The sequence below is a fragment of the Ruegeria sp. S84 genome (assembly GCF_056583445.1).
On sequence record NZ_CM152618.1, the window covers coordinates 177,029 to 199,443 of the forward strand.

Sequence of the window (22,415 nt, forward strand, 5' to 3'; positions counted from 1 at the left end):
AACAGTCTAGTTATTTGGCAGCAGGATCAAGGCCAGATCGGGTACAAGCGAGATCAAAATCCACACTGATATCAGCGCTGCTAGATAGGGCACAGTGTACCGAAGCAGACGGAAGTAGGGAACGCCAGTCACCCCTGATGCCACGTACAGATTGAGACCGTAGGGTGGTGTGATGAAGCCAATCGAAGCCCCCACAAGGAAGATTACCGAGAAATGGATCGGATCAATCCCGACCGAGGCCGCAATCGGTGCCAGGATCGGGGCCAGGATAATCGTGACAGGCAGGCTTTCGAGTACCATGCCCGAGAAGAAAACGATCACCATCGAAGTAAACAGAACCGCATAGTAGCCACCCATCGAGGTTACGAAATCCCCAATGGTTTGCTGAGCGCCAAGCAATGAAAGGATCTGCTGCATCACCACAGAAATCGCGATCAGCGGTGCGAGGATACCTGTGATCTGGGCCGAGCGGATCACGATTGAGGGGATCTCGGGGATCGTGAAGCCTTCGACGACAAACATCTCGGCATAGCTTTTTTCGGTGGGTGAGATGTCGTTCCGCGCGCCCATGATCCGATTGATCGGATAGCTGACCAACCCTGCAATAACGCAGAAGCCGACCGTCACTCCGGCTGCCTCAGTTGGTGAGAATTTGCCTGTGTATATACCCCACAACACCAGCCCGATGGCGAAGAACCCAAGCCAGGCACCGAATGCGGTCTTCAGCACCCGGTTCAGTTGTAGCGGGATCAGATGACCCCACCCGTTCATGCGGCAGATGATCCAGCAGGCGAACTGCATGCCAAAAACCATCAGCGCGCCCGGAAGGATACCCGCCACGAATAGCTCGGAAATCGGCAGGTTCATCAGGAAACCGTAGACGATAAAGATAATCGAGGGAGGAATGATGATCCCCACCGTACCGCCTGCCGCCGCCGTGGCCGCGCTGAACCGTTCGTCATAACCCCCTTTGACCATCTCAGGGTGCAGCATCGAACCGATCGTTGCGGTTGTGGCCGAGTTTGAGCCTGAGATTGCTGCGAACAATCCGCATGCCCCAAGGGATGCCATCGCCAGCCCGCCGCGTATCCAGCCCAGACAGGCATAAGCAAAATCGCTGAGCCGCCGCGCGATGCCCGATTTATTGATCAGGTCTCCGGTCAGGATGAACAGCGGCATCGCCAGCAAGGCGAAACCCTTGTTGAACACGTTCAGAAGTTCAGCACCCATGTTGTCCAGCGTCAGGCCAAGAACAAACGAACAGCCGATGACCCAATAGCCGATTACCAGCAAAACCGGCACGCCCAGCATGAACAGAAAGGTGACCGCAAGAGAGATCAGTGTGACCATAGTTCCGTCTGTCATCAGTCTGCTCCGATCACGGCCTGCTTGATCAGCGGCTCGCCTGTTTTCCAGTTGTTCAGATCATCGGCAAGGTTCTGAAACACGCGCCCGACCATCAGAAAGAACGACAGCGGTGCGGCCAGAAGGAACCACCACTGCATGATATTATCTGTACCCAGAACGATCTGAAAGTTAGATGCCGACAATGCCACCAGCCGTGTTGTGGTCACGATGACGATCACCGCAAAGATGAACCACAATATCGCGTCGAGTATCAGGCAAGCCAATTGCCCAGCCCTCGGCATTGCAGTGCGGAATTCGCTGAAGCTCAAATGTGTGCGCAGGCGGACATTGTACGACGCCCCAAACCACGCCATGACCATGAACAGCAGCGGGGGAATGGTGGTCGACCAGGGCTCCTGATCGTTGAACACAAACCGGTCGATCACGCCCCAGAAGATGATTAATGCGATCGCAAGGTAGGAATACACCATCACCGACCGTTCCAGATGACGTTCAACAAAGGGCACCGCCCGATAGATCAACATGATCACGATTCCGCCAATCGCCGAGACAATTGCGCCCAACACCCAGGCGGCGTCGGATTCCAGTGCGGATTGAATCTCGAACAGAATCCTGGCTGAGAAAGGCGCTGAAAATCGCGCCGATGTCTGCCCAAAACGACATGAACCCCGTCCTCCCAGTCGGTATAAAGTTGAACCGGCCCGCTCAGGGCCGGTTCGCAACAGTCTATCAGGCTTCGCCTTTCCACCAACGGCGCGGTTCGACATTTTCCGGCAGGGTGTCGGCCGGAATCTCGCGCGCGATGTCGTAGATTTCCTGATAGGTATCAATGCCGCCTGCCCATTTATTCAGACGTTCGCGCCACTGGGCCCAAGGCTCTGGGTTGTAGTTCGGAGCGCACATCTCTTCGGCCAGCTTGATCTGATCGTCAGCCAGGAATGCCGGGCGCACGCCATTTTCGGCGAAGATAGTGTCCGGCAATTGCGGCTCCGAGAAGCCTACCGTATTCAGCAATGCGGCTTCATTCGCACCCTGGATCAACGCTTGAGTGAAGTAGGAAGACTCCATAACTGCGTCCTGCAATTCTCCACTCAGACCGTCAAAGACTTCGGCCGACATGGACGTATGTTCAGTGCCGCAGAAAAATTTCAGATTGACCGACTGCGAAACCACCGGCGCCATGTTGGCGTAAGCCACGGCCGAGGCCCAGGTTTCCGCCCCATCGATCAGACCTGTCTTAAGCGCATCCAGTGTCTCTTCCCAAGCCACCGGGACTGGGTTCAGATTCAGCAATTGCATTGCAATCCGGCCCAACTGCGTACCCGTCACGCGGTTCTTGGTACCAAACAACTCTTCCAGTTTGGTGACGGTCGGCTTGTCGGCAAAGGTCGAACCCATTTGCAGGCCGCGTAGCTCACAATGGGTAAACAGGAACTTCAACCCGTGCCGTTTTTCCAGCGGATCACGCAGGATGCGCTGGCTCGCCGGGCTATAGAAGAAGTGATACTGCGCCGCGCGGCTGGGGAACATATAGGCATAGTCCAGCACGTTCAGATAAGGTGCGCCTCCGGCCGAGTTCTGAGTTGAGGCGGCATAAATATCGACGATTCCCTGCTGGGTCTTTTCGACACAGCTCAGCTGGCCGCAGATCTGGTTGTCGCCGATGAATTCGATGCGAGATCTCGCCGTCCGTGCGTTCTTCCAGGTCGCGCGCGAACTCGATTGCGCCGGCGCGTTCAATCAACAGGTTGCGGGTGTTGAAGCCCGACGCGCCGAATTTCAGCGTGTGCTTCGGCTCTTTCGAAAAGCGCTTCTCATAGGTGGATTCGGCGGCCTGCGCCAGATTCGCCAGACTCATCGCGCCGCCGAACCCGCCCGCCGCCAGCAGTGTCGAGCTCATGCCGTAACGCCCGGCCACGCGGAAGAAATCTCGCCGTGAAATACCACTTAGTTTCCGTCCGATCTCCATTGCTTACCTCCCTGATCGCAATTATTGAGACGTTTTGTATCAAAAAAGGCTAGTATAATTCTTGCATCTTGCATAGAGTTTTTTTCAGCGACGTTGGAAGGAGGCGGTCATGGAGGTGGATTATGCAGTTGTTGGCGCAGGATCGTCGGGCTGTGTCATTGCCAATCGGTTGAGCGCAGACCCCAACACAACTGTTGCGCTGCTCGAAGCAGGTGGCCGCGATACCAACCCGTGGATTCACATCCCCGTCGGCTATTTCAAAACGATGCATAACCCCTCGGTTGACTGGTGCTATCGCACTGAGCCCGACCCCGGCCTTAACGGTCGATCCATCGACTGGCCACGGGGCAAGGTACTGGGTGGCTCATCTTCGCTGAACGGGTTGCTCTATGTGCGTGGCCAGAAGGAAGATTACGACCGCTGGCGGCAAATGGGCAACGAGGGTTGGGGCTGGGACGATGTGCTACCCCTGTTCAAACGCTGTGAGGATCAAGAACGCGGCGAGGATGAATATCATGGCGTCGATGGCCCCTTGTCAGTGTCCAACATGCGCATTCAGCGCCCGATCTGCGATGCCTGGGTCGCAGCAGCACAGGCCGCCGGTTACCCGTTCAACCCAGATTATAACGGGGCCGAGCAAGAAGGCGTGGGTTACTTCCAACTGACCACGCGCAATGGCCGCCGCTGTAGCGCCGCCGTCGCCTATCTCAAGCCCATTCGCGGTCGTCAGAACCTCAACATCATCACCAAAGCGCTTGTGTCGCGTGTGGTTCTGGATGGGAAAAAAGTAACCGGGCTGGTCTACCGGGATCGTTCTGGTAACGAGCAGACACTGACTGTTCGGCGCGAGGTCATCCTGTCCGGCGGGGCGATCAACTCTCCCCAAATCCTGATGTTGTCAGGGATCGGAGAGCCGGATCATCTAAAGGAAAATGGTATCAAACCGCTGCACGCCCTGCCGGGTGTTGGCAAAGGTCTTCAGGATCACTTGCAGGCGCGGCTGGTGTTCAAATGCAATGAGCCCACACTGAATGACGAAGTTCGCAGCCTGTTCAATCAGGCGCGAATCGCGCTGAAATATGCACTATTTCGTGCGGGTCCGATGACAATGGCCGCCAGCCTTGCGACTGGTTTCATGAAAACCCGGCCCGATGTTGAGACGCCCGACATTCAGTTCCACGTGCAACCCTGGTCCGCCGACAGCCCAGGCGAAGGTGTGCATCCGTTTTCGGCCTTCACGATGTCGGTCTGCCAACTGCGTCCGGAAAGTCGGGGAGAGCTGCGCCTGAACGGACCGGACCCATCCGAACATGTCAAGATCATCCCGAACTATCTGTCCACTGAAACGGACTGCCGAACCATTGTCGACGGCGTGAACATCGCGCGCGGGATTGCCAAACAAAACCCTCTGGCCTCGAAGATATCAGAAGAGTTTCGACCAACGGCAGAGCTGAGCTGCGAAGATTATGAAGGCACTCTGGATTGGGCCAGATCGAACAGCGTGTCGATCTACCACCCAACCGGCACCTGCGCGATGGGGAACGCCGAGACGTCTGTTGTCGACGCAGGACTAAAGGTACACGGTATTTCGAACCTGCGGGTGGCCGATTGCTCGATCATGCCGGAAATCGTAAGCGGCAACACCAACGCACCAGCGATCATGATCGGCGAAAAGGCAAGCGACCTGATAAAGGCGGATGCTTGAGAAATCTGCCATCGTATCTGATCGCCTGATCCCTACAGTATCAATAGATCAGTGCGTCAATCGCATTAAAAACGATCTGGCGTTGTACCGGTGGTTGGAATCTGCATTCGCTTTGCGACCGCTTTGTCTTGTGACTAAACGAAGTCTGGTAACCGAACCTCGGATGATATTGCGTTAGCCAATAGTCCTAACCGCAACTCCAACTTTCTTTTGACCTCCCCCGCGTTTCGGCCGGCTCAAAGTCGATCTTTGCTGCCTACATGATTGTCTCAGGCAGCTCCCTTTGGCTAACATTCACGAATTCCAAAACGACACGCTACCCACGCGCTAATGACGTGCCAACAGGGAACTCATAATAAAGTCTTCAGCGCACACAATGATCCCGGTCATGGGCAATTCTGACAGCACACTACGATATGCACTGCCTTCCAGAACTTCGATCACCAGTTGTGACGCCTGAAGGGGATCCGGAACGGCGCGCAATTCACCGCCGGTAATTCCTCGCTTCACTACGGCTTCCAGGGCCTCAGTCAAACTCGACCGGTTCTCGACGAACAGCTGCGCGATGTCCGGTTGACGAACTGCTTCGCTCGAAATTTCCAATGTTAAAATAACGTTATCCGGCGCAGCAAGGTATTTTGCGTAGGCCTTGATGAACTTTCTTATGACTTTGGGCGCGGGCGCATCTGAGTTCAGGATTTTCAGAAACGGCTCCATCTCGCGGCGTTCAAGTATTGCGATTTCTACAAGCACATCATGTTTGCCGCGAAAATGATTATAGAGATTTCCTAGGCTGACGCCCGCCCGCGCAGCGATATCGCGGACGCCTGTCTGATGATAGCCGCGCTCAAGGAAACACATAACTGCGGCCTCCAAAATCTGGTTGCGACGCTTGGCTGTTGCCTTTTCCCGGATTGATTCCGGCTTCTTTGTGTCATCGGACATTTTTTCAACTTAATATTGAACGAACGATCGTTCATAGTATATGACACTCTATCGAATGCCACAAGGTGCAATGGATTCGGCGGCACAGGAAAGACTGGTCTATGACAGAAAAAACTTTGGAAACTCGGCAAAGACCGACCCGGCGATGGCTTTGGATTGGACTATCGTTGGCACTGTTTGTAGCGATCGTCATCCTCCTGTTTGATACAGAAGATACAATTGATGTTCAGGCAACAACGACCTCACCTACGCCACCGATCATCTCGGTCGTCACGGTTGCTTCAGCAACCGTACAAGCGCAGGTTTCGGCGTTCGCCGAAGTTCGGCCTCGGTGGGATGCCAAGCTGCGATCTGCTGTGTCCGGGCGCATCATTGCAGTGCACAACGCCGCTTTGGCAGGGACTAAGGTGGAACGGGGTGCCCCTTTGTTTTCAATCGAAAATGCACCTTATCAAAGCGCCGTTGCAGCCGCTGAGATGGAGCTTGAGCAAGCGGAACTGGCGTTATTGCGCGCGCAGAACAAAGTGACAGTCGCGCAACGACAGTTTGACCGGGATGAAACAGAACCGCCAAACGAACTGGCTGTGAATCTACCGCAATTGCGCATTGCCGAGAAATCCGTTGCAGCTGCGCAGGCACGTCTGAATGCGGCGCGAAATGAACTGAAGGACGCGGAGGTTGTCGCCCCTTTTTCGGGATTTGTAACCCATCGCTTTGCCAGCCTGGGCCAGACGGTCAACCCAGGCGATGCCCTGATACACCTTTCGGACGACCAGCAATTCGAACTGGTCGCCGAGTTTAGTCAGGCGGACTGGGCGTTGTTGGATCATCCGATCTCTGGCGCCACTGCTGATCTGACACAGCGCTCGGGCGGAGCGTTGGGGCGGGCTCAAGTCCGGCGTGGAGGAGGGTTTCTGGATCAAGACACGCGTCAGGTGCGGGTCTTTCTGGACGTCACAAAGCCCGATGAACGCATACTCGCCGGAGACTTCCTGCAGGTTCACATTCCCGGGCGCCGGATCTCGGACACATTAACCCTACCCGAAAGCGTCCTGACCCGTGCGGGATACATTTGGCTTGTAGACGATAAGGACCAATTGCAGAGGCTTAGCCCGAACATCCTGTTCCGCAGCGAAAGTACAGTGACGGTATCGGCTCCCGAAGGGACCGGCCCGTGGCGCGTGGCCAAAACACCTTTGGCCTCGTTTCTACCGGGTCAGCGGGTGACGCCGCAATCAGATGGGGGCTGAGCCATGCACGCTCTGACATCCTGGTTTATCCGAAATCCGGTCGCTGCCAATCTGATGATGGCACTGATCCTATTTCTTGGGGTGCAAACGCTGCTGAACATTCGGATCGAAGGCTTCCCCCGCATTCCGCCGGAAAGTGTTACAATCGCGATCGAGTTTCCGGACGCTACAGCCGAACAGGTTGATGAATTGGTGACCCAGAAAGTTGAGCAGGCCCTCGAAGGTTTGGAGGGCGTGCGTAGTGTGACCTCACAATCCCAAAATGACCTAAGTGTCGTGACTGTCCGTCGCGCAGGTGGCCAGAAACTACAAGCCGTCCTGGATCGTGTCCGTATTCGGATCGACGGTTTGACTGATCTGCCTGATACTGCGCGCCGACCCGTGATCGAAGCCTCGGGTTTCGATTTCCCGGCGCTGTATCTGAACTTGTTCGGAGAAACAGACCCCGCCACATTGCAGAGCTTGGCGCAACGCCTGAAAGAAGAGTTGCTGGCGCAACCGGAATTGTCGCGGCTGCAAATCTGGGGCCTGATACCGCGGGAATTGCGCATCGAAATCGACCCGGCGTTGCTGCGCCACTATGGGTTGACGGTTTCGGATGTGACCCGTGCGATCGAAGGGAATTCGCTGGCCTTTCAGGCAGGTCGTCTGAGGACCGATGGCGGTACGATTTATCTGCGGGCCGATGACAGGGCGAAATACGTGCCGGAATACGCAGCTCTGCCGATCATCGAACGTGACGACGGGTCCTATGTGCCTTTGGGCGATATTGCCAAAATCGAAGACGGGTTTCAGGACGGCGAGTATTTGTTTCGCCTGAACGGCAAACCAACCGTAGGGATGGAGGTTCTGGTCGGGCAGAAGGAAAACCTGCTGGAGATCAGTGATGTCGTGCGCAGCACGATTGACGAGTTCAGCCGACAGCTGCCGTCGCAGGTTCAGGTCGAGGTTTGGGGTGATAGCGCTGGCTACATCTCGGACCGTCTGGCGCTGTTGCGCTCAAACGGGGTGCAGGGTTTGATCCTTGTGACCCTGATGCTGTCGATTTTCCTGAACGTGCGTTTGGCCTTCTGGGTTGCCATGGGCATTCCCGTTTCGGTCATGGGGGCGCTTGCTGTCTCGGGCTCGAAATGGGTGGACTATTCGCTGAACGATGTCACGACTTTTGGTCTGATCATTGCCTTGGGAATTCTGGTCGATGATGCCGTTGTAGTCGGCGAAAGCGTTTTTGAAGAACGCCGCAAGGGGAAGGACCCGATTAGGGACACGGAACGCGGCGTGCATCGCGTGGCTCTTGCGACCGTCTTTGGCGTGCTGACCACAATCGCAGCCTTTTTCCCGATGCTGTTGATCGACAATCCGCTGGGCAAGGTACTTGCCGGGTTCGCGGGCATCGTGATCCTGACGCTGATCTTTTCGCTTATCGAAAGCAAATTCATCCTGCCCGCCCATCTGGCGCAGGTTTCGATGCGGCAAGAGCGTCGATACTTGCTGACCCGCTTGTGGGGGCGGGTACAGGATTCTGCGCAGGGCGGGTTGTACTGGGTGCGGGATCGCATCTACCAGCCTTTGCTCGTCGCGGCGGTGCGTCAGCGCTACGCTGTACTGATCTTGTTCATTGCCGCTGCAACGCTGGGGCTTGGCCTGATGTACAAGGGCAAGGTCAGGACGGTGTTCTTTCCCGAGGTGCCCGGTCAGGTCATCACGATGAACCTGGAAATGGATGCCCGCGCCCCCTTTGCACTGACCCGCACGAACGTGAATCGGATCGAAGCCGTGTTGAACGAGCTGAACGTCGAGCTTGCAGAAGAGGCGAGTATGTCTGCTCCACCCGTTCAGACAGTATTCACCATCATCAACAGCGCTGGAAATGCGCAAGTATTCGCTGAAATGATCCCGGTAGCTGAGCGTCCGAATGTCCCGATCCTTTCCGTGGTCCGCGAATGGCGCGACCGGGTCGGTGCGGTCGAGGGCGCCACCGAGTTGGAGTTCACCGGATCGGAAACGCTTGCCGGAGGGTTCCGAATCCGGTTGGCGTCAAAAGACGAAGACCTTCTGCAGCAAGCCAGCGCCGAAATGAAAGGTTTCTTGTCGAACATCGAGGGCGTGGCAAATGTAAGGGATGGGTTGGTGGGCGGCCAACCTGAACTGAAACTCCGCCTGCGCCCGGACGCGCGGCACCTTGGTTTTAACGCCGAGGCTCTGGCCAGACAGATTGGCTATGGGTTCGGCGGGGCCGAGGTGACCAAGGTCAGACGCGATGGGTCCGAAGTCCGCGTAGTCGTGCAGAACGCGCGTGAAAACCGCGATACGTTGGCGGATCTGGTGCAGACCCGGTTGCGCAGCGCATCCGGCGCCTGGGTGCCGCTTGAGACCGTCGCCGAAATCGAGGGCACCTATGCCTCTGGCACTATCGATCGCCGTGACGGCAAGCGCATGAACATCGTAGCCGCGTCCATCGACCGCGACCTTGTTGCTCCCGAAGAGGTGGGGCAGGCGGTGTTCGAGCAGCTGGTCCCGAAACTCCGTGCCAAATATCCCAGCGTAACCGTCCTGCCGGCCGGTGAACTGGAAGAAATGGCCGATATAAGCGATGGCCTGAAGCGCGCGCTGTTGCTGGCAGCCGTTCTGATCTATGTGCTGATGGCCGTGCCGTTGAAAAGCTATTGGCAGCCTTTCGTCATTCTGGCGATCGTGCCATTCGGCTTTATCGCAGCCGCCGTCGGGCACCTGATCATGGGTGTCTCGCTGTCGCTGTTTTCGTTCTTCGGCATGCTTGCTCTGACCGGTGTGATTGTGAACGACAGTCTAGTCATGATCACCCGCTACAATCAGGCGCGAGAGGAAGGTCAGCCCGTGAATCTGGCGCTGAGAAGCGCAGGCATTGGACGTTTCAAGGCGATCTTTCTGACCACCGCAACTACAGTGATTGGTCTGCTGCCTTTGCTGACCGAAACCTCTGAGCAAGCGCAGTATCTGATCCCTGCGGCAATCTCTTTAGCTTTTGGAGAACTCTTCGGCACAGCCCTCATGCTGCTGCTGGTGCCGGTACTGATCGCCATCACCGAGGATGTCATTGCCATTCTCAAGTCACCCCTTCCGCAGCCTCCTGAAGAAAGGACAAAGCCATGATACGGAACCTTCTAGCCCCTGCATTCGCCGTGATAACGCTTGCGACACCGGCCTCCGCCGAGGGTCTGAATGTGACTGTGGACGGCATCCGCAACGCCAAGGGCAACATCGTGATCCTTGTATTCGATAACGCGCGCGCCTTTGACAGTTTGGATGTCTGGAGCGCCATTGACTACGCCCAGATTCCGTCACGTAAAGGCAGCGTCAGCCATGAGTTTTCTGACCTGAACGCGGGCCCATACGCTGTGCTGTTGTTTCATGACGAAAACAAGGACGATGACCTGAACATGACTGAGACAAAACTGTTGGAGGGGCTAGGTTCAACAGGTGCCTCAGACCCTCAGGACGAGCCGGATTTCAAGGCTGCCTCGGTCTGGCCGGGCGATGTGCGTGTTCGCATTCACTATGATCAGTAATTCGACATGCTGACAGATCGAAAACTGACAATCGGCACGCTTCTGAGTGTGTTCCGCTGGCGCGTAGGGCTTACGTGGTTCCTGATCCTGGTTGAAACTGCCCTGACAGTTTTGATTCCGCTGTTCGTCGGCTTCGCCATAGATGGATTGCTGAGCGAAGATTTTCAGCCCTTTGTGCAGTTAGGTGCGCTCATGGTTGCCCTCACTATGATCAGCGTGATCCGGCGGATTTACGATACACGTGTCTACGGTATGATCCGTGTCGAATTGGGCAAGGCGCTTGCCGCGCGGTTTTCAAATCTTCCAATTTCGTCGCTGAACGCCCGGATCGGGATGGGGCGCGAACTGGCCGACTTTCTTGAAGAGATCCTGCCCTCGGCAATCGCGGGGGTGGTGCAGTTCGTCGTATCAGCAATTTTGCTGTTTTACTTCTCGCCAGTTCTGGCCCTATCTGCCTGTGGGGTTCTTGTCGGAATGATATCTGTATACGCTCTGTTTCATTCGACGTTTTGGCAATGGAACCGTGCGCTGAATGAGCAAATGGAGCATCAGGTCAGTGTTCTGGAACAACGACGTGACCGTCCGGTTTTCGTCCACCTGAGTAAACTGCGCCGGTTCGAAGTAAAGCTCTCGGATACCGAAGCCGTTCTTTATGGCGTAATCTTCATTCTGTTAATAGGTCTGCTCCTATTCAACCTGTGGTTCGCGACCCAAAACCTGGATGCGACACCGGGCATGATATTTTCGATTATCAGCTATTCATGGGAGTTTGCGGAAGCCGCACTTGCTTTGCCCGTCACCTTACAATCCTGGTCTCGCCTGTCAGAAATTACGACCAGGTTGCAGAGCGATTGATCAGGCTTGCATACCATAAATGGCGTGATACGGGATTTGTAATCAGGAAGTAACCAGTCCATTCCGGTCGTGCGCAGCCTAGCTAAAGGAGGGGTAAGAAGAGCTGATAAACTAGAGCTTTGTGAATTCAGACAAAGCCTGCAACGGGCGCATTATGACTGAAGATCGGGCGTCGCGCTGTAATCGTTCGATGAGCTTCTTGAATATGGCCGGATTTCAATAGCAGATTCAGGTAAGTCAGCTCCAAAAGGTCACGCTGTGCGCGGCTGCCACCCAGACGAGCGTGATCTGCCATGACCGGAGTCAGCTGTTGCAGCGCATCCGTCCAATCTTGTCGCGCAATCGCACCCCAAGCACGTGCCACCGGGCGAACAAGATCTGCCGCAAAACCCAAGCTTGTTTCGGTCAGAACCGCAAGGCGTTCACCTTCCCCTGCCATTGCATGAGCCAGCGCGCCATGTATGTCCGCAAAACTCATGCCTGGGTTTGGAAAAAACCGTGATGCGTATTCGCTCAGGTCGCGCCAAAGTTTGGGCGCAACTGTTAGACCTGCAATTTCAGTGCGGTGCAAAAGTGCAGCAGCATCGGTTAGAACATTTATCGGCAACGAATAGGACGCTGCGGGTGCGATAGCTCCCTCGTAAATCGTCCATAGCTCAGCCTCATCCCCTTGCTCCAAGGCCCACAGAGCGCGATGCCAACTTAAGTGGCCGTGCAATACCGAGCGCACATCATAATCCGCGATCCAGTCGGCAAGGTATGCGCGACCGGCCTCTCCATAACCTTGCTCGTAGAGCGTGTGCGCTTTGAAGTGTGACGCGTTTGCATTGGCGTTGTTCAAAGCGAGCGAGCCGTCCATCATGGACATGGCCTCATCAAGCCGCCCAACTTCGCACAGCGCCTGACCGTGTACGCTCATAACCCACCAGTCTTCGCCCAAGGCATCAAATAATTTGGTCGTGTAGGCAAGTTGCGTGCTTTCCCGACCAGGCTCACCCGATGTCCCAATCAAACCGAAAATGTTGGTACAGATCTGCGCGACAAGGACATCGCGGGGGTGATGAGCAGCGTGCTTCAGAACTGCGCTTCGTGCCTGTAAGACACGCCCCTGAAGCAAGAGATCGAATACCGCGAGATGACCCTCCTCGCGCTCAGTCAACCCAGATGCGCAGGCGCGTGCCGACGCCATTGCCTCTTGAGCGCCAGACATATCGTTTTCATACATTCGAGCTCGAGCAAGCCCAACGTGACCGAGGGCGAAGCCGGGATCGGCCGTGATGGCGGCGGAAAAAGCTTCGCTTGCACCAAACGTTGCTGCAAGGATGTGATCAAGCCCCGCGACATAGGCGTCCCGCGCCTCTGGCAGGCTGGTCGTCAGCGTCAGTCCATATCGGTCAACCAGCATCTCCACACTCCCACTTTCGTCAGCATACTCAAACGCGCGTGCTCGCAACTGCCCAACGCTAGCACAAAAAGCGAAACCATAAGCACAATTGTGGATAATCGATTGCTATAAGGATCGAACCATCGGTTAACGGGCTGGCCTTCTGGCCTTCACTACTGATTGAAATGATATTGGTTGAACCAAGCGTGCCTCATAGCCTTTCTTTGCCAATAGGGTTGTCCTAAGGAGGCACAGCGATGAGGTGCACATTGCCTACCAAGTATATGGCGATGGCTTTCTCGCTGCGTTTGACGGACCCGGCCATGCGATCCATCGTGGCAAGGCGATTGGCGATGCCATTTCCAAGCTGAATCTGGAAGTTCGCATAGGGTTTCACACAGGCGAGGTCGAAGTTTCTTTGCATTATGTGCGCGGAATTGCCGTTAACACTGCAGCGCGTATCTCAGAATTGGGCAGAGGCGGCGACATCGTCGTTACCAGAACAGTAAAAGATCTGGTGGCTGGGTCCGGTCTGGACTTCGAAAGTCTTGGAACAAAAGAACTGAAGGGCTTATCCGAAGACTGGCAAGTTTATAAAGCGGTCTAAAGGCATCTCTAGCCATTCCACCCAACAGCTTTTGGAAGTCACAAATTAAACATCAAATGATGACGGCGGGAGGGGTCGAGCAGATCTTCATTAGCCTTAAATTGTGGTTTTCACCCAATCAATATGAACGGCGGATTTGGCCTCAAAGCCGCCGAATAGCAGCATGCTAGCCACCTCGGCACGAATGCTTCGGAGCTGGGCATCGCCTAATGTGTAACCGCTCTTTGAACGTCCGACATCGTTGATCCATTTGCCAAACGCATACTTTTTAGCCAATTTGCGACAATGGAGTTTCTCGACGTCAGCCACAACAGTTTCCTCGTCGCCATGTCCTGCATCGTTGCCTTCGTGGCAGGGTTTACAGGATTGTCAATGACGCGAGATCTTTCGACGAAGCCGGTCTTTGAAAAGAAGGCCTCGGTGGCTCTTGCGGCTGTTTCGCTTGGCGGTGGAATCTGGGCCATGCACTTCGTGGCCATGCTCGGGCTTCAGATGCCGATCCTGTTCTATTACGACGCTGCAATCACACTTGTGTCTGCCCTTGTCGCGATCCTGCTCGTCGGGGCTGCGCTTATTCTGTTGCATTTCACCGAACGCAACCGCGCCACGATTGCGATGGCAGGAGGCGTTGTTGGGTTGGGCATCTTGGCGATGCACTATATTGGCATGGCTGGCTTGGAGCTTTGCCGGGCAGTGTATACGCCCAGTGGCGTCATCTTGTCCTCGATTGCTGCAATAGCGCTTTGTATGCTGGCTTTCGCGATTGCCTACGGGCAGCGAACAAACAGAAACATTTTGCTGGGCACATTGTGTTTTGCAGTGGCGGTTTGCACCGTTCATTTTCTTGCTCTGGCGAGCACCCGTTTCGTCGCCGTGCCAAGTGGGGTTGAGTTTGGCCCGTTGATGAGCAACGAGACGCTGGCCATTGGCGTAATCCTGTTCAGTTTCATCATATTTGGTGCTTGCTTGTGGGTCAGCGTGACCTATTTGCCAGGACCTTCGAGGAAAGACCCGGAGCCAACAGAAGCGGCCGTGGATGTAAAACCATTGCTGCAAATTCCTTGCGAACGGGATGGTGGAAAGGTCTTCATCTCTGCCGAAGATGTTCTGTTTTTGCGCGCGGATGGGCACTACACTCAAGTTTACACCGAAACGGATCGTTTGTTTTGTGTCTGGCCAGTGACCGAGGCCGCCAAGCGATTGGTGCCCACCGGATTTCTCCAGACCCACCGCAGCTACCTTGTCAATCCTCAGCGCGTGGCGCGGTTTGAGCGCACCAAGGATAAGGGCCGATGCCTGTTCGACGGGGATGGTTTACCACCCGCACCGGTCAGTCGATCCAAACTCAAGACGGTTCAGGATGCGCTTGCATCGCAGGTGGGCGCAATTCGTGCGACCTAGGGCGCATTTCGTGCAAAATACCTGTTTTTTGTTGATTTACTGAAGCGTCGCCATCCAAGCGCATGCAGTGATCCTTTCAGCCAGAACATTTGCTTGAAGGGAGGAGAGCCGATGATTCCAGCGGCATTCGAATACTACAGACCCAAGGACATGGCCGGTGTGCTGTCGATCCTGGAAGAGCATGGCGATGATGCCCGCGTCATGGCCGGTGGGCACAGCCTGATTCCGATGATGAAGCTGCGGATGGCGGATGTGCCGCATCTGATCGATCTTCAGGATGTTGGCGGCATGTCTGATATCGAAATCGGAGGTGACAGTATCCGCATCGGTGCGATGGTCACCCAGCACGCGATTATTGATCACGACGCACTGGCTGACGCCGCTCCAATTCTGCGCGAAGCTGCCCTTCAGATCGCAGACCCGCAAGTCCGATACATGGGGACAGTTGGTGGCAACGTGGCCAATGGCGACCCCGGCAATGACATGCCCGGCCTGATGCAGTGCCTGAATGCGCGTTTCACTGTCGAGGGTCCTGACGGGGAACGCGACATCGCTGCCCGCGAGTTTTACGAAGCCGCCTACATGACCGCTCGGGAAGACGAAGAAGTGTTGACGGCAGTCACCATCCCAACGCCGCATGGCGGTTACGCCTATGAAAAACAAAAGCGCAAGATTGGCGATTATGCTACCGCTGCTGCTGCAGTCCAGATCGTGAAAGAAGGTGGCACCTGTGCCTCCGCCTCGATTGCAATGACCAATCTGAGCGACACACCGGTCTTTTCCGACGCGGCTGGGGCCGCTCTGGTTGGCACCGGCGTCGATACAAATGCCATTAAGACCGCTGTGGCCGCCATGCTCGGTGATATTGACCCCACCGAGGACAACCGCGGCCCCGTCGCTTTCAAAAAACACGTGGCAGGTATCATTCTGACCCGCGCCATTGAGCGCGCCTGGTCGCGTGCGTGAGGAGATCGTCCGATGTCAAAGAAACAACACTACAAGATCACGGTGAACGGCAAGGAAGAGGAATTCCTTGCCGAGCCACGCGAACTTCTCATCTACACGCTGCGCGAGCGGCTCAACATCACCGGCCCGCATATTGGTTGCGAGACTTCCCATTGTGGCGCTTGCACCGTCACCATTGATGGCAAATCAGTCAAGTCCTGCACCATGTTCGTGGCGCAGGCCGATGGCAAGGATATCACGACCATCGAAGGCATCGGTGGGCCTGACGCGCTGCACCCGCTGCAAGAGGCGTTTAAGGAACATCACGGGCTGCAATGCGGCTACTGCACACCGGGCATGATCACACGCGCGGCAAAGTTGCTCGAAGAGAACCCGAACCCGTCCGAGGAAGAGATCCGTTTTGGCATGGCAGGTAATATCTGCCGCTGTACCGGGTATCAGAACATCGTGAAGTCCATCAAAGCCGCAGCGGCCGAGATGAATGCAGCCAAGGAGGCGGCCCAATGAATGACATGACACCAGATCGTGAGGAACGCACCGCGAACCTCAAGGGCATGGGCTGTTCGCGCAAAAGGGTCGAAGATGCTCGCTTTACTCAAGGCAAGGGCAACTACGTCGATGACGTGAAGCTTGACGGGATGCTCTTTGGAGATTTCGTCCGCTCCCCCTACGCTCACGCACGGATCACCAACATCGATACGGCGGCAGCGCTTGAAGTGCCCGGCGTTCTCGCTGTGCTGACCGCCAAGGACCTTGAACCGCTCGGCCTCCATTGGATGCCGACGCTGGCCGGCGACAAGCAGATGGTTCTGGCCGATGGCAAGGTTCTGTTTCAAGGCCAGGAAGTGGCGTTTGTGGTGGCCGAAGACCGCTATGCGGCGGCAGATGGAATCGAGGCCGTCGAGGTCGAATACGAAGAGCTTGAGGTTCTGGTCGATCCGTTCAAGGCGATGGAATCAGAGATAGTTCTGCGTGAAGACACCGTGGGCGAGGATGGCAAACCAATCGATGGAGCACATGGTCCTCGAAAGCATCACAACCACATCTTCACGTGGGAAGCGGGCGACAAGGGTCCAACATTCGAGACAATCGACAATGCCGAGGTCGTTGCCGAAGAGACCATGTATTACCACCGTACGCACCCATGCCCACTGGAAACCTGCGGCTGTGTCGCCTCAATGGACAAGGTCAATGGCAAGCTGACTCTTTGGGGCACGTTCCAAGCGCCCCATGCTATCCGCACTGTGGTCAGCCTGATTTCCGGGATCGAGGAACACAATATCCGTGTGATCTCTCCCGATATTGGCGGCGGGTTTGGAAATAAGGTTGGGGCCTATCCGGGCTATGTGTGTTCGGTCGTCGCCTCCATCGTCACCGGCAAACCGGTAAAGTGGATCGAAGACCGGATGGACAATCTGATGACCACCGCCTTTGCCCGCGACTATTGGATGAAGGGCCGCATTTCTGCCACCAAGGACGGCAAGATCACCGGGTTGCATTGCCATGTGACAGCGGACCATGGTGGATTTGACGCCTGCGCCGACCCAACCAAATTCCCGGCGGGTTTCATGAATATCTGCACCGGATCTTACGACATCCCGACTGCATTCCTTGAGGTTGATGGCGTCTACACCAACAAAGCGCCGGGCGGGGTCAGCTACCGTTGTTCCTTCCGCGTGACAGAGGCGGTTTATTTCATCGAACGGATGATCGAGGTGCTCGCGATCGAGTTGAACATGGACGCGGCAGATTTGCGCCGGATCAACTTCATCAAGAAAGAGCAATTCCCCTATCAGGCTGCGCTTGGCTGGGAATATGACTCTGGCGATTATCACACTGCCTGGGACAAAGCGCTCAGCACCGTCGACTACGAGGGATTGCGCAAGGAACAGGCCGAGCGTGTAGAGGCGTTCAAACGGGGCGAAACGCGCAAGCTTATGGGAATCGGTCTCAGTTTCTTCACTGAGATCGTGGGTGCTGGCCCAGTGAAGAATTGCGATATCCTGGGTCTCGGCATGTTCGATAGCTGCGAAATTCGCATCCATCCCACGGGCTCTGCAATTGCACGGCTTGGAACGATTTCGCAGGGGCAAGGCCACGCGACGACATTCGCACAGATACTGGCCTCCGAGATCGGATTACCTGCCGATAGCATCACCATCGAAGAGGGCGACACCGATACCGCGCCCTATGGTCTGGGCACCTACGGCTCGCGCTCGACCCCGGTTGCCGGGGCGGCTACGGCCATGGCTGGCCGCAAGATCCGCGCCAAGGCGCAAATGATCGCGGCCTATCTGTTGGAAGTGCATGACGATGACGTCGAGTTCGACGTCGACCGTTTCGTGGTCAAAGGAGCGCCCGAGCGGTTCAAGACCATGAAAGAAATCGCATTCGCCGCCTACAATCAGGCCATTCCAGGGATTGAGCCAGGGCTTGAAGCGGTCAGCTACTATGACCCGCCAAACATGACTTATCCGTTCGGTGCCTATGTCTGCGTGATGGATATTGATGTGGATACAGGCGTGCCAGACATCCGCCGCTTCTACGCGCTGGACGATTGCGGTACCCGGATCAACCCGATGATCATCGAAGGACAGGTGCATGGCGGCCTGACCGAAGCACTCGCCGTCGCTTTGGGCCAGGAAATCGCCTATGACGATCAGGGCAACGTGAAGACGGGCACGCTGATGGATTTCTTCCTGCCGACTGCATGGGAGGTTCCGAATTACGAGACCGACTACACCGTCACGCCGTCGCCACATCATCCCATCGGTGCGAAGGGCGTGGGCGAAAGTCCGCATGTGGGCGGGGTGCCATGCTTCTCCAACGCGGTGCAGGATGCGTTCCGGGCCTTTGGTCTGCGGCATACCAACATGCCACATGATCACTGGCGGATCTGGAAGACCGCCAATGAGCTTGGCCTGCATGGCTAAAGGCGAAAGGCAGGGCGGAGACGTTCCGCTCTGCCCGGAGACACACATGACCTGGACCGATTTACAATCCGCTCTTGAAGGGCAGGGCTATGTCGCATCCGACGACCTAGCAGTTGCTCTCCATTTGGCGCTGACGTTGGAGCGGCCCCTTCTTCTGGAGGGCGCCGCGGGCGTTGGAAAGACAGAGGTTGCGCGCACCCTGAGCGATGCGCGCGACACCAAATTGCTCCGACTGCAATGCTATGAGGGGCTGGACGCCGCGCAGTCCATCTACGAATGGAACTACCAGCGGCAATTGCTGACGATCCGCGCCGCCGCCGAAGATGGTGAGACGGGCAAAAGCGTTGAGGAACGTATTTTTTCCCGTGATTTCCTGTTGGAACGCCCTCTATTGGCCGCCATTACCCAGGACACGCCGCCTGTTTTGTTGATTGACGAAATTGACCGCGCTGATGTGGAATTCGAAGCCTACTTGCTGGAAGTTCTGGCCGACTATCAAGTGACTGTCCCAGAACTCGGCACCATCACGGCCTCTAGCAAGCCGATCGTGATCCTGACCTCAAACGGCACACGCGATCTATCCGATGCACTGCGTCGTCGCTGCCTTTACACCTATGTCGATTATCCGGACCGACAGACAGAACTTGCAATCCTCAAAGCCCGCTGCCCTGCGATTGAGGCACGTCTCGGCGCGCAAGTCGTAGGCTTTGTACAAAAGCTTCGCGAGGAGGAACTGGAAAAGACGCCCGGCATCGCTGAGATGCTCGATTTTGCTGCCGCCTTGATGGGACTCGGGATTGCGGATCTGACCGACGATCCAACCGTGTTGCACTCCACCTTAACCACGCTGCTGAAAACTCAAAGCGATCAGGCACAGATCACCGCTGAAGTCGTGGCCCGCATCGCGGGGAAGGCCGCATGAGCCGGGTTTCCAAATTTGCGGCGCGTGATCCGGGGCCAGCGGCCCGTGTCGCCGGGTTCATTGCGCATTTGCGCCAGAACGGCCTTCGCCTAGGTGTGGCAGAGGCAGAGCTTGCCTTGCGTGCCCTCGGCGAGGTCAATGCCGCTGTCCCGAATGAAAGCCGTCGCGCGTTGCGGGCCATCTGCACAGGATGCAAGGATGAGGCCGAACGGTTCGACAGCCTCTTCGATAGTTTTTGGATGGATTCCGGTCGGGTGAAGCAAAGGGCCGTGCCCAAGGCGCAGTCTGCGCTCAGCGATAACGTGCATTCCTCTCGTCAAGCCAAGGGTCAGGAAATGGGCGCATCGGGCAGCGCCATCGCTCCTGATTCCGGTGACGGCGAAGCCGACAGCGATGGCACCGGTAAACTTATCGCAACTCAGCAACGCAATCTCAGCCGCCGCGATCTGCGTGATCTGGTCCGCGCGGATGATATCGCAGAGGCCGAAGTAGTTGCGCGTCGCATCGGTGCCGCTTTGCGCGATCGACGTTCGCGCCGTCGGATCGCCGCCCGCAAAGGCGACCGCCTGCATTTTCGCAAGACCATTCGCCTGAGCCTTGCGACAGGAGGGGAACCTCTGCAGCTCTTGCGCAAGTCTCGCCCAGATCGCAGCCGCAAAATCGTTGCGCTTTGCGATGTATCGGGATCGATGAGCGTCTATGCACAAGTTTTCCTTGCTTTTCTCGCTGGGCTGATGCGCGCTGACAAAGATGCCGACGCTTATCTTTTTCACACACGGCTGGTACGCATCACTGAAGCATTGCGCGACAAAGATGCACTGCGTGCAATTGGTCGGATGTCGCTGATGGCAGATGGCTTCGGCGGTGGATCAAAGATCGGGCCATCGTTGCAACGCTTTGCCGATACCTATGCGCGGCGCTTTGTAGATGGCCGGTCTGTCGTAGTGATCCTGTCGGACGGCTATGATACCGAGCCACCCGCAATCCTGGCAGCAGCGCTTGAGAAACTGAGAAAACGCGGCTGTAAGATCATCTGGCTCAATCCATTGAAGGGCTGGAGCGACTACGCGCCCGTAGCTGGCGGAATGGCTGCGGCCTTGCCTTATCTCGACCTTTTTCAACCGGCCAACACCCTTGCCGATCTTGCCGCCCTGGAACCAAAATTGGTGACGCTATGAGTCCGGCAGAGATCTTAGACACGGACCTTGCCGATGCGGCACAAGACCTGCGTGACCGGCAAGAACCTTTCGCCTTCGCGACAATCGTGCGCACTGCGGGGGCGACGGCGGCCAAGCCGGGTGCCAAAGCGCTGCTCAGCGCGGACGGGACAATCCTGCATGGATGGCTTGGTGGCGGATGCACGCGTGGCGCGGTCAAACGCGCTGCGGTAGAGGCTTTGCGCGCCGGTCAGCCGCAACTGGTTTCTGTCGCGCCCGAGGAACTCCTGGAAGAAATGGGCGTGATAGCGGGGGATGAGATCGACGGGACGCGCTTTGCGCGCAATGGTTGCCCGTCAAAAGGCACCGTCGACATTTTTATCGAGCCCTGTATGCCAATGCCCGAACTTGTCGTGCTTGGCGCATCCCCTGTGGCCCAAGCGCTTAGTTCCCTGGCACCGCAATTCCACTGGTCGGTTTCTGGCACCACGTCGGCTGATACGACGTGCAATCGACGACGCTTCGTTGTCATTGCGACGCAAGGCCAAGGAGATCTGGACGCGCTCAAATCCGTACTGACAGATTTGCCCGACTATGTTGCCTTCGTCGGAAGCGCTCGGAAATTCGCGACACTGGCTGAAAAACTAAAGACCGCCGGCATAACGCCCGAGGCCATCAACACCGTCCACGCCCCGGCGGGTCTGGACCTGGGGGCGGTCACGCCCGAGGAAATAGCGCTGTCGATCCTTGCGCAGTTAGTCCGTGTCAGACGGCAGACTGTGGGGCTTGCCGATGGCTGATGTTGCCGCGATCCTTCTGGCCGCCGGTCTTTCCTGTCGCATGGGGGCGCAAAACAAGCTGCTGTTACCAATAGACGGCCTGCCGATGATCCGCCGTGTAGCCATGGCTTACTTAGGCGCCATTGATACTGACCTGACGGTGGTAACAGGATATGAGGCGAGCGCCGTGCGCCGGGCATTATCAGGGCTAGCTGTTTCTTTGGTTCACAATGCAAACTTCACCAGCGGCCAGCAGAGCTCGGTTGCCACGGGATTGCATTGTGCACCTGACGCCCATCTGCTTCTGATCGGCTTGGGTGATCAGCCGCTATTGACCACTCAGGATCTGCAAGATCTGATTGTCGCTCACGTTGCAGGTGATGCGACTAAAGTGACGATACCTGTCCATAACGGCGCACGAGGCAATCCAATTACTATCCCGCAGCTATTGCGCCGGAGATTGCTGGAAAACCCCGCACGCCCCGGCTGCTTGGGCTTCACGCGCGATCATCCCGAACATGTACAAGCCGCTACGCTGCCATCGCCAGGGTTCTACACCGATGTCGATACCCCGGATGACTATGCGACCCATTTGGAAACCGCGAAGGAGCCGATCTCATGAGCCG

General features: G+C 56.5%; 18 protein-coding genes and 2 pseudogenes. 14 read left to right on the forward strand and 6 right to left on the reverse strand.

Annotated elements, in window-relative coordinates; all coding sequences use genetic code 11:
* Positions 1–6: 6 nt before the first annotated feature.
* The 3 genes and pseudogenes from AC1DFB_RS01000 to AC1DFB_RS01010 form a co-directional block, all read right to left on the reverse strand.
* Positions 7–1,365, reverse strand: coding sequence for a TRAP transporter large permease (locus AC1DFB_RS01000; RefSeq protein WP_170594355.1), 1,359 nt, complete (start codon positions 1,363–1,365; stop codon positions 7–9).
* A pseudogene (locus AC1DFB_RS01005) lies at positions 1,365–2,031 on the reverse strand (TRAP transporter small permease). The gene AC1DFB_RS01000 and the pseudogene AC1DFB_RS01005 overlap by 1 nt, the downstream one beginning before the upstream one ends.
* Positions 2,032–2,097: 66 nt before the next feature.
* Positions 2,098–3,337: pseudogene (locus AC1DFB_RS01010) on the reverse strand (TRAP transporter substrate-binding protein).
* Between the two features lie 109 nt (positions 3,338–3,446).
* On the opposite strand from AC1DFB_RS01010, the gene AC1DFB_RS01015 reads away from it, so the two are divergent.
* A complete protein-coding gene (locus AC1DFB_RS01015) occupies positions 3,447–5,042 on the forward strand; it encodes a GMC family oxidoreductase (RefSeq protein WP_480921926.1) in 1,596 nt (531 codons plus the stop codon).
* Between the two features lie 327 nt (positions 5,043–5,369).
* Here AC1DFB_RS01015 and AC1DFB_RS01020 read toward each other — a convergent pair whose 3' ends face one another.
* Positions 5,370–5,903 (reverse strand): TetR/AcrR family transcriptional regulator, encoded by a 534-nt coding sequence (locus AC1DFB_RS01020; RefSeq protein ID WP_480921927.1) that lies wholly within the window; start codon positions 5,901–5,903, stop codon positions 5,370–5,372.
* A gap of 185 nt (positions 5,904–6,088) precedes the next feature.
* Here AC1DFB_RS01020 and AC1DFB_RS01025 point away from each other — a divergent pair, with 185 nt between their 5' ends.
* The 4 genes from AC1DFB_RS01025 to AC1DFB_RS01040 are packed head-to-tail and all read left to right on the forward strand — an operon-like array spanning position 6,089 to position 11,640.
* Positions 6,089–7,237: an efflux RND transporter periplasmic adaptor subunit gene (locus tag AC1DFB_RS01025; RefSeq protein WP_480921928.1), complete on the forward strand. Its 1,149-nt coding sequence runs from the start codon at positions 6,089–6,091 to the stop codon at positions 7,235–7,237.
* Positions 7,238–7,240: 3 nt separating this feature from the next.
* Positions 7,241–10,369: an efflux RND transporter permease subunit gene (locus AC1DFB_RS01030; protein ID WP_480921929.1), complete on the forward strand. Its 3,129-nt coding sequence runs from the start codon at positions 7,241–7,243 to the stop codon at positions 10,367–10,369.
* Positions 10,366–10,785 (forward strand): DUF2141 domain-containing protein, encoded by a 420-nt coding sequence (locus tag AC1DFB_RS01035; RefSeq protein ID WP_170402094.1) that lies wholly within the window; start codon positions 10,366–10,368, stop codon positions 10,783–10,785. The genes AC1DFB_RS01030 and AC1DFB_RS01035 overlap by 4 nt, the downstream gene beginning before the upstream one ends.
* 6 nt (positions 10,786–10,791) lie before the next feature.
* Positions 10,792–11,640, forward strand: a complete 849-nt coding sequence (locus AC1DFB_RS01040) for an ABC transporter six-transmembrane domain-containing protein (protein WP_170420481.1) — start codon at positions 10,792–10,794, stop codon at positions 11,638–11,640.
* Positions 11,641–11,767: 127 nt separating this feature from the next.
* Here the strand turns inward: AC1DFB_RS01040 and AC1DFB_RS01045 are convergent, their stop codons facing one another.
* The gene (locus tag AC1DFB_RS01045) at positions 11,768–13,045 is read right to left on the reverse strand and encodes a tetratricopeptide repeat protein (RefSeq protein WP_170564304.1); all 1,278 of its coding nucleotides are present in this window, start codon (positions 13,043–13,045) and stop codon (positions 11,768–11,770) included.
* Positions 13,046–13,286: 241 nt separating this feature from the next.
* Between AC1DFB_RS01045 and AC1DFB_RS01050 the strand changes: the two genes are divergently transcribed.
* Positions 13,287–13,631: an adenylate/guanylate cyclase domain-containing protein gene (locus tag AC1DFB_RS01050; protein WP_480921930.1), complete on the forward strand. Its 345-nt coding sequence runs from the start codon at positions 13,287–13,289 to the stop codon at positions 13,629–13,631.
* 96 nt (positions 13,632–13,727) lie between these two features.
* Here AC1DFB_RS01050 and AC1DFB_RS01055 read toward each other — a convergent pair whose 3' ends face one another.
* Positions 13,728–13,940 (reverse strand): hypothetical protein, encoded by a 213-nt coding sequence (locus AC1DFB_RS01055; RefSeq protein WP_170402087.1) that lies wholly within the window; start codon positions 13,938–13,940, stop codon positions 13,728–13,730.
* On the opposite strand from AC1DFB_RS01055, the gene AC1DFB_RS01060 reads away from it, so the two are divergent.
* The 8 genes from AC1DFB_RS01060 to AC1DFB_RS01095 all read left to right on the forward strand — a co-directional run bounded on the left by AC1DFB_RS01060 (position 13,917) and on the right by AC1DFB_RS01095 (position 22,411).
* The gene (locus tag AC1DFB_RS01060) at positions 13,917–15,032 is read left to right on the forward strand and encodes an MHYT domain-containing protein (RefSeq protein WP_480921931.1); all 1,116 of its coding nucleotides are present in this window, start codon (positions 13,917–13,919) and stop codon (positions 15,030–15,032) included. The genes AC1DFB_RS01055 and AC1DFB_RS01060 overlap by 24 nt on opposite strands.
* A gap of 111 nt (positions 15,033–15,143) precedes the next feature.
* Positions 15,144–15,998: an FAD binding domain-containing protein gene (locus AC1DFB_RS01065; RefSeq protein WP_170802046.1), complete on the forward strand. Its 855-nt coding sequence runs from the start codon at positions 15,144–15,146 to the stop codon at positions 15,996–15,998.
* 12 nt (positions 15,999–16,010) lie between these two features.
* A complete protein-coding gene (locus tag AC1DFB_RS01070) occupies positions 16,011–16,505 on the forward strand; it encodes a (2Fe-2S)-binding protein (protein WP_170392521.1) in 495 nt (164 codons plus the stop codon).
* Positions 16,502–18,931 (forward strand): aerobic carbon-monoxide dehydrogenase large subunit, encoded by a 2,430-nt coding sequence (locus tag AC1DFB_RS01075; RefSeq protein WP_480752316.1) that lies wholly within the window; start codon positions 16,502–16,504, stop codon positions 18,929–18,931. The genes AC1DFB_RS01070 and AC1DFB_RS01075 overlap by 4 nt, the downstream gene beginning before the upstream one ends.
* A gap of 46 nt (positions 18,932–18,977) precedes the next feature.
* Positions 18,978–19,853 (forward strand): AAA family ATPase, encoded by an 876-nt coding sequence (locus AC1DFB_RS01080; RefSeq protein ID WP_480921932.1) that lies wholly within the window; start codon positions 18,978–18,980, stop codon positions 19,851–19,853.
* Complete coding sequence (locus AC1DFB_RS01085) at positions 19,850–21,031, forward strand: vWA domain-containing protein (protein ID WP_480921933.1); 1,182 nt, start codon at positions 19,850–19,852, stop codon at positions 21,029–21,031. Before AC1DFB_RS01080 ends, AC1DFB_RS01085 begins: the two co-directional genes overlap by 4 nt.
* Positions 21,028–21,810, forward strand: coding sequence for an XdhC family protein (locus tag AC1DFB_RS01090; protein ID WP_480921934.1), 783 nt, complete (start codon positions 21,028–21,030; stop codon positions 21,808–21,810). Before AC1DFB_RS01085 ends, AC1DFB_RS01090 begins: the two co-directional genes overlap by 4 nt.
* Entirely contained in the window at positions 21,803–22,411 is a 609-nt protein-coding gene (locus AC1DFB_RS01095; protein ID WP_480921935.1) for a nucleotidyltransferase family protein, read from the forward strand. Before AC1DFB_RS01090 ends, AC1DFB_RS01095 begins: the two co-directional genes overlap by 8 nt.
* The last annotated feature ends 4 nt before the right edge of the window (positions 22,412–22,415 follow it).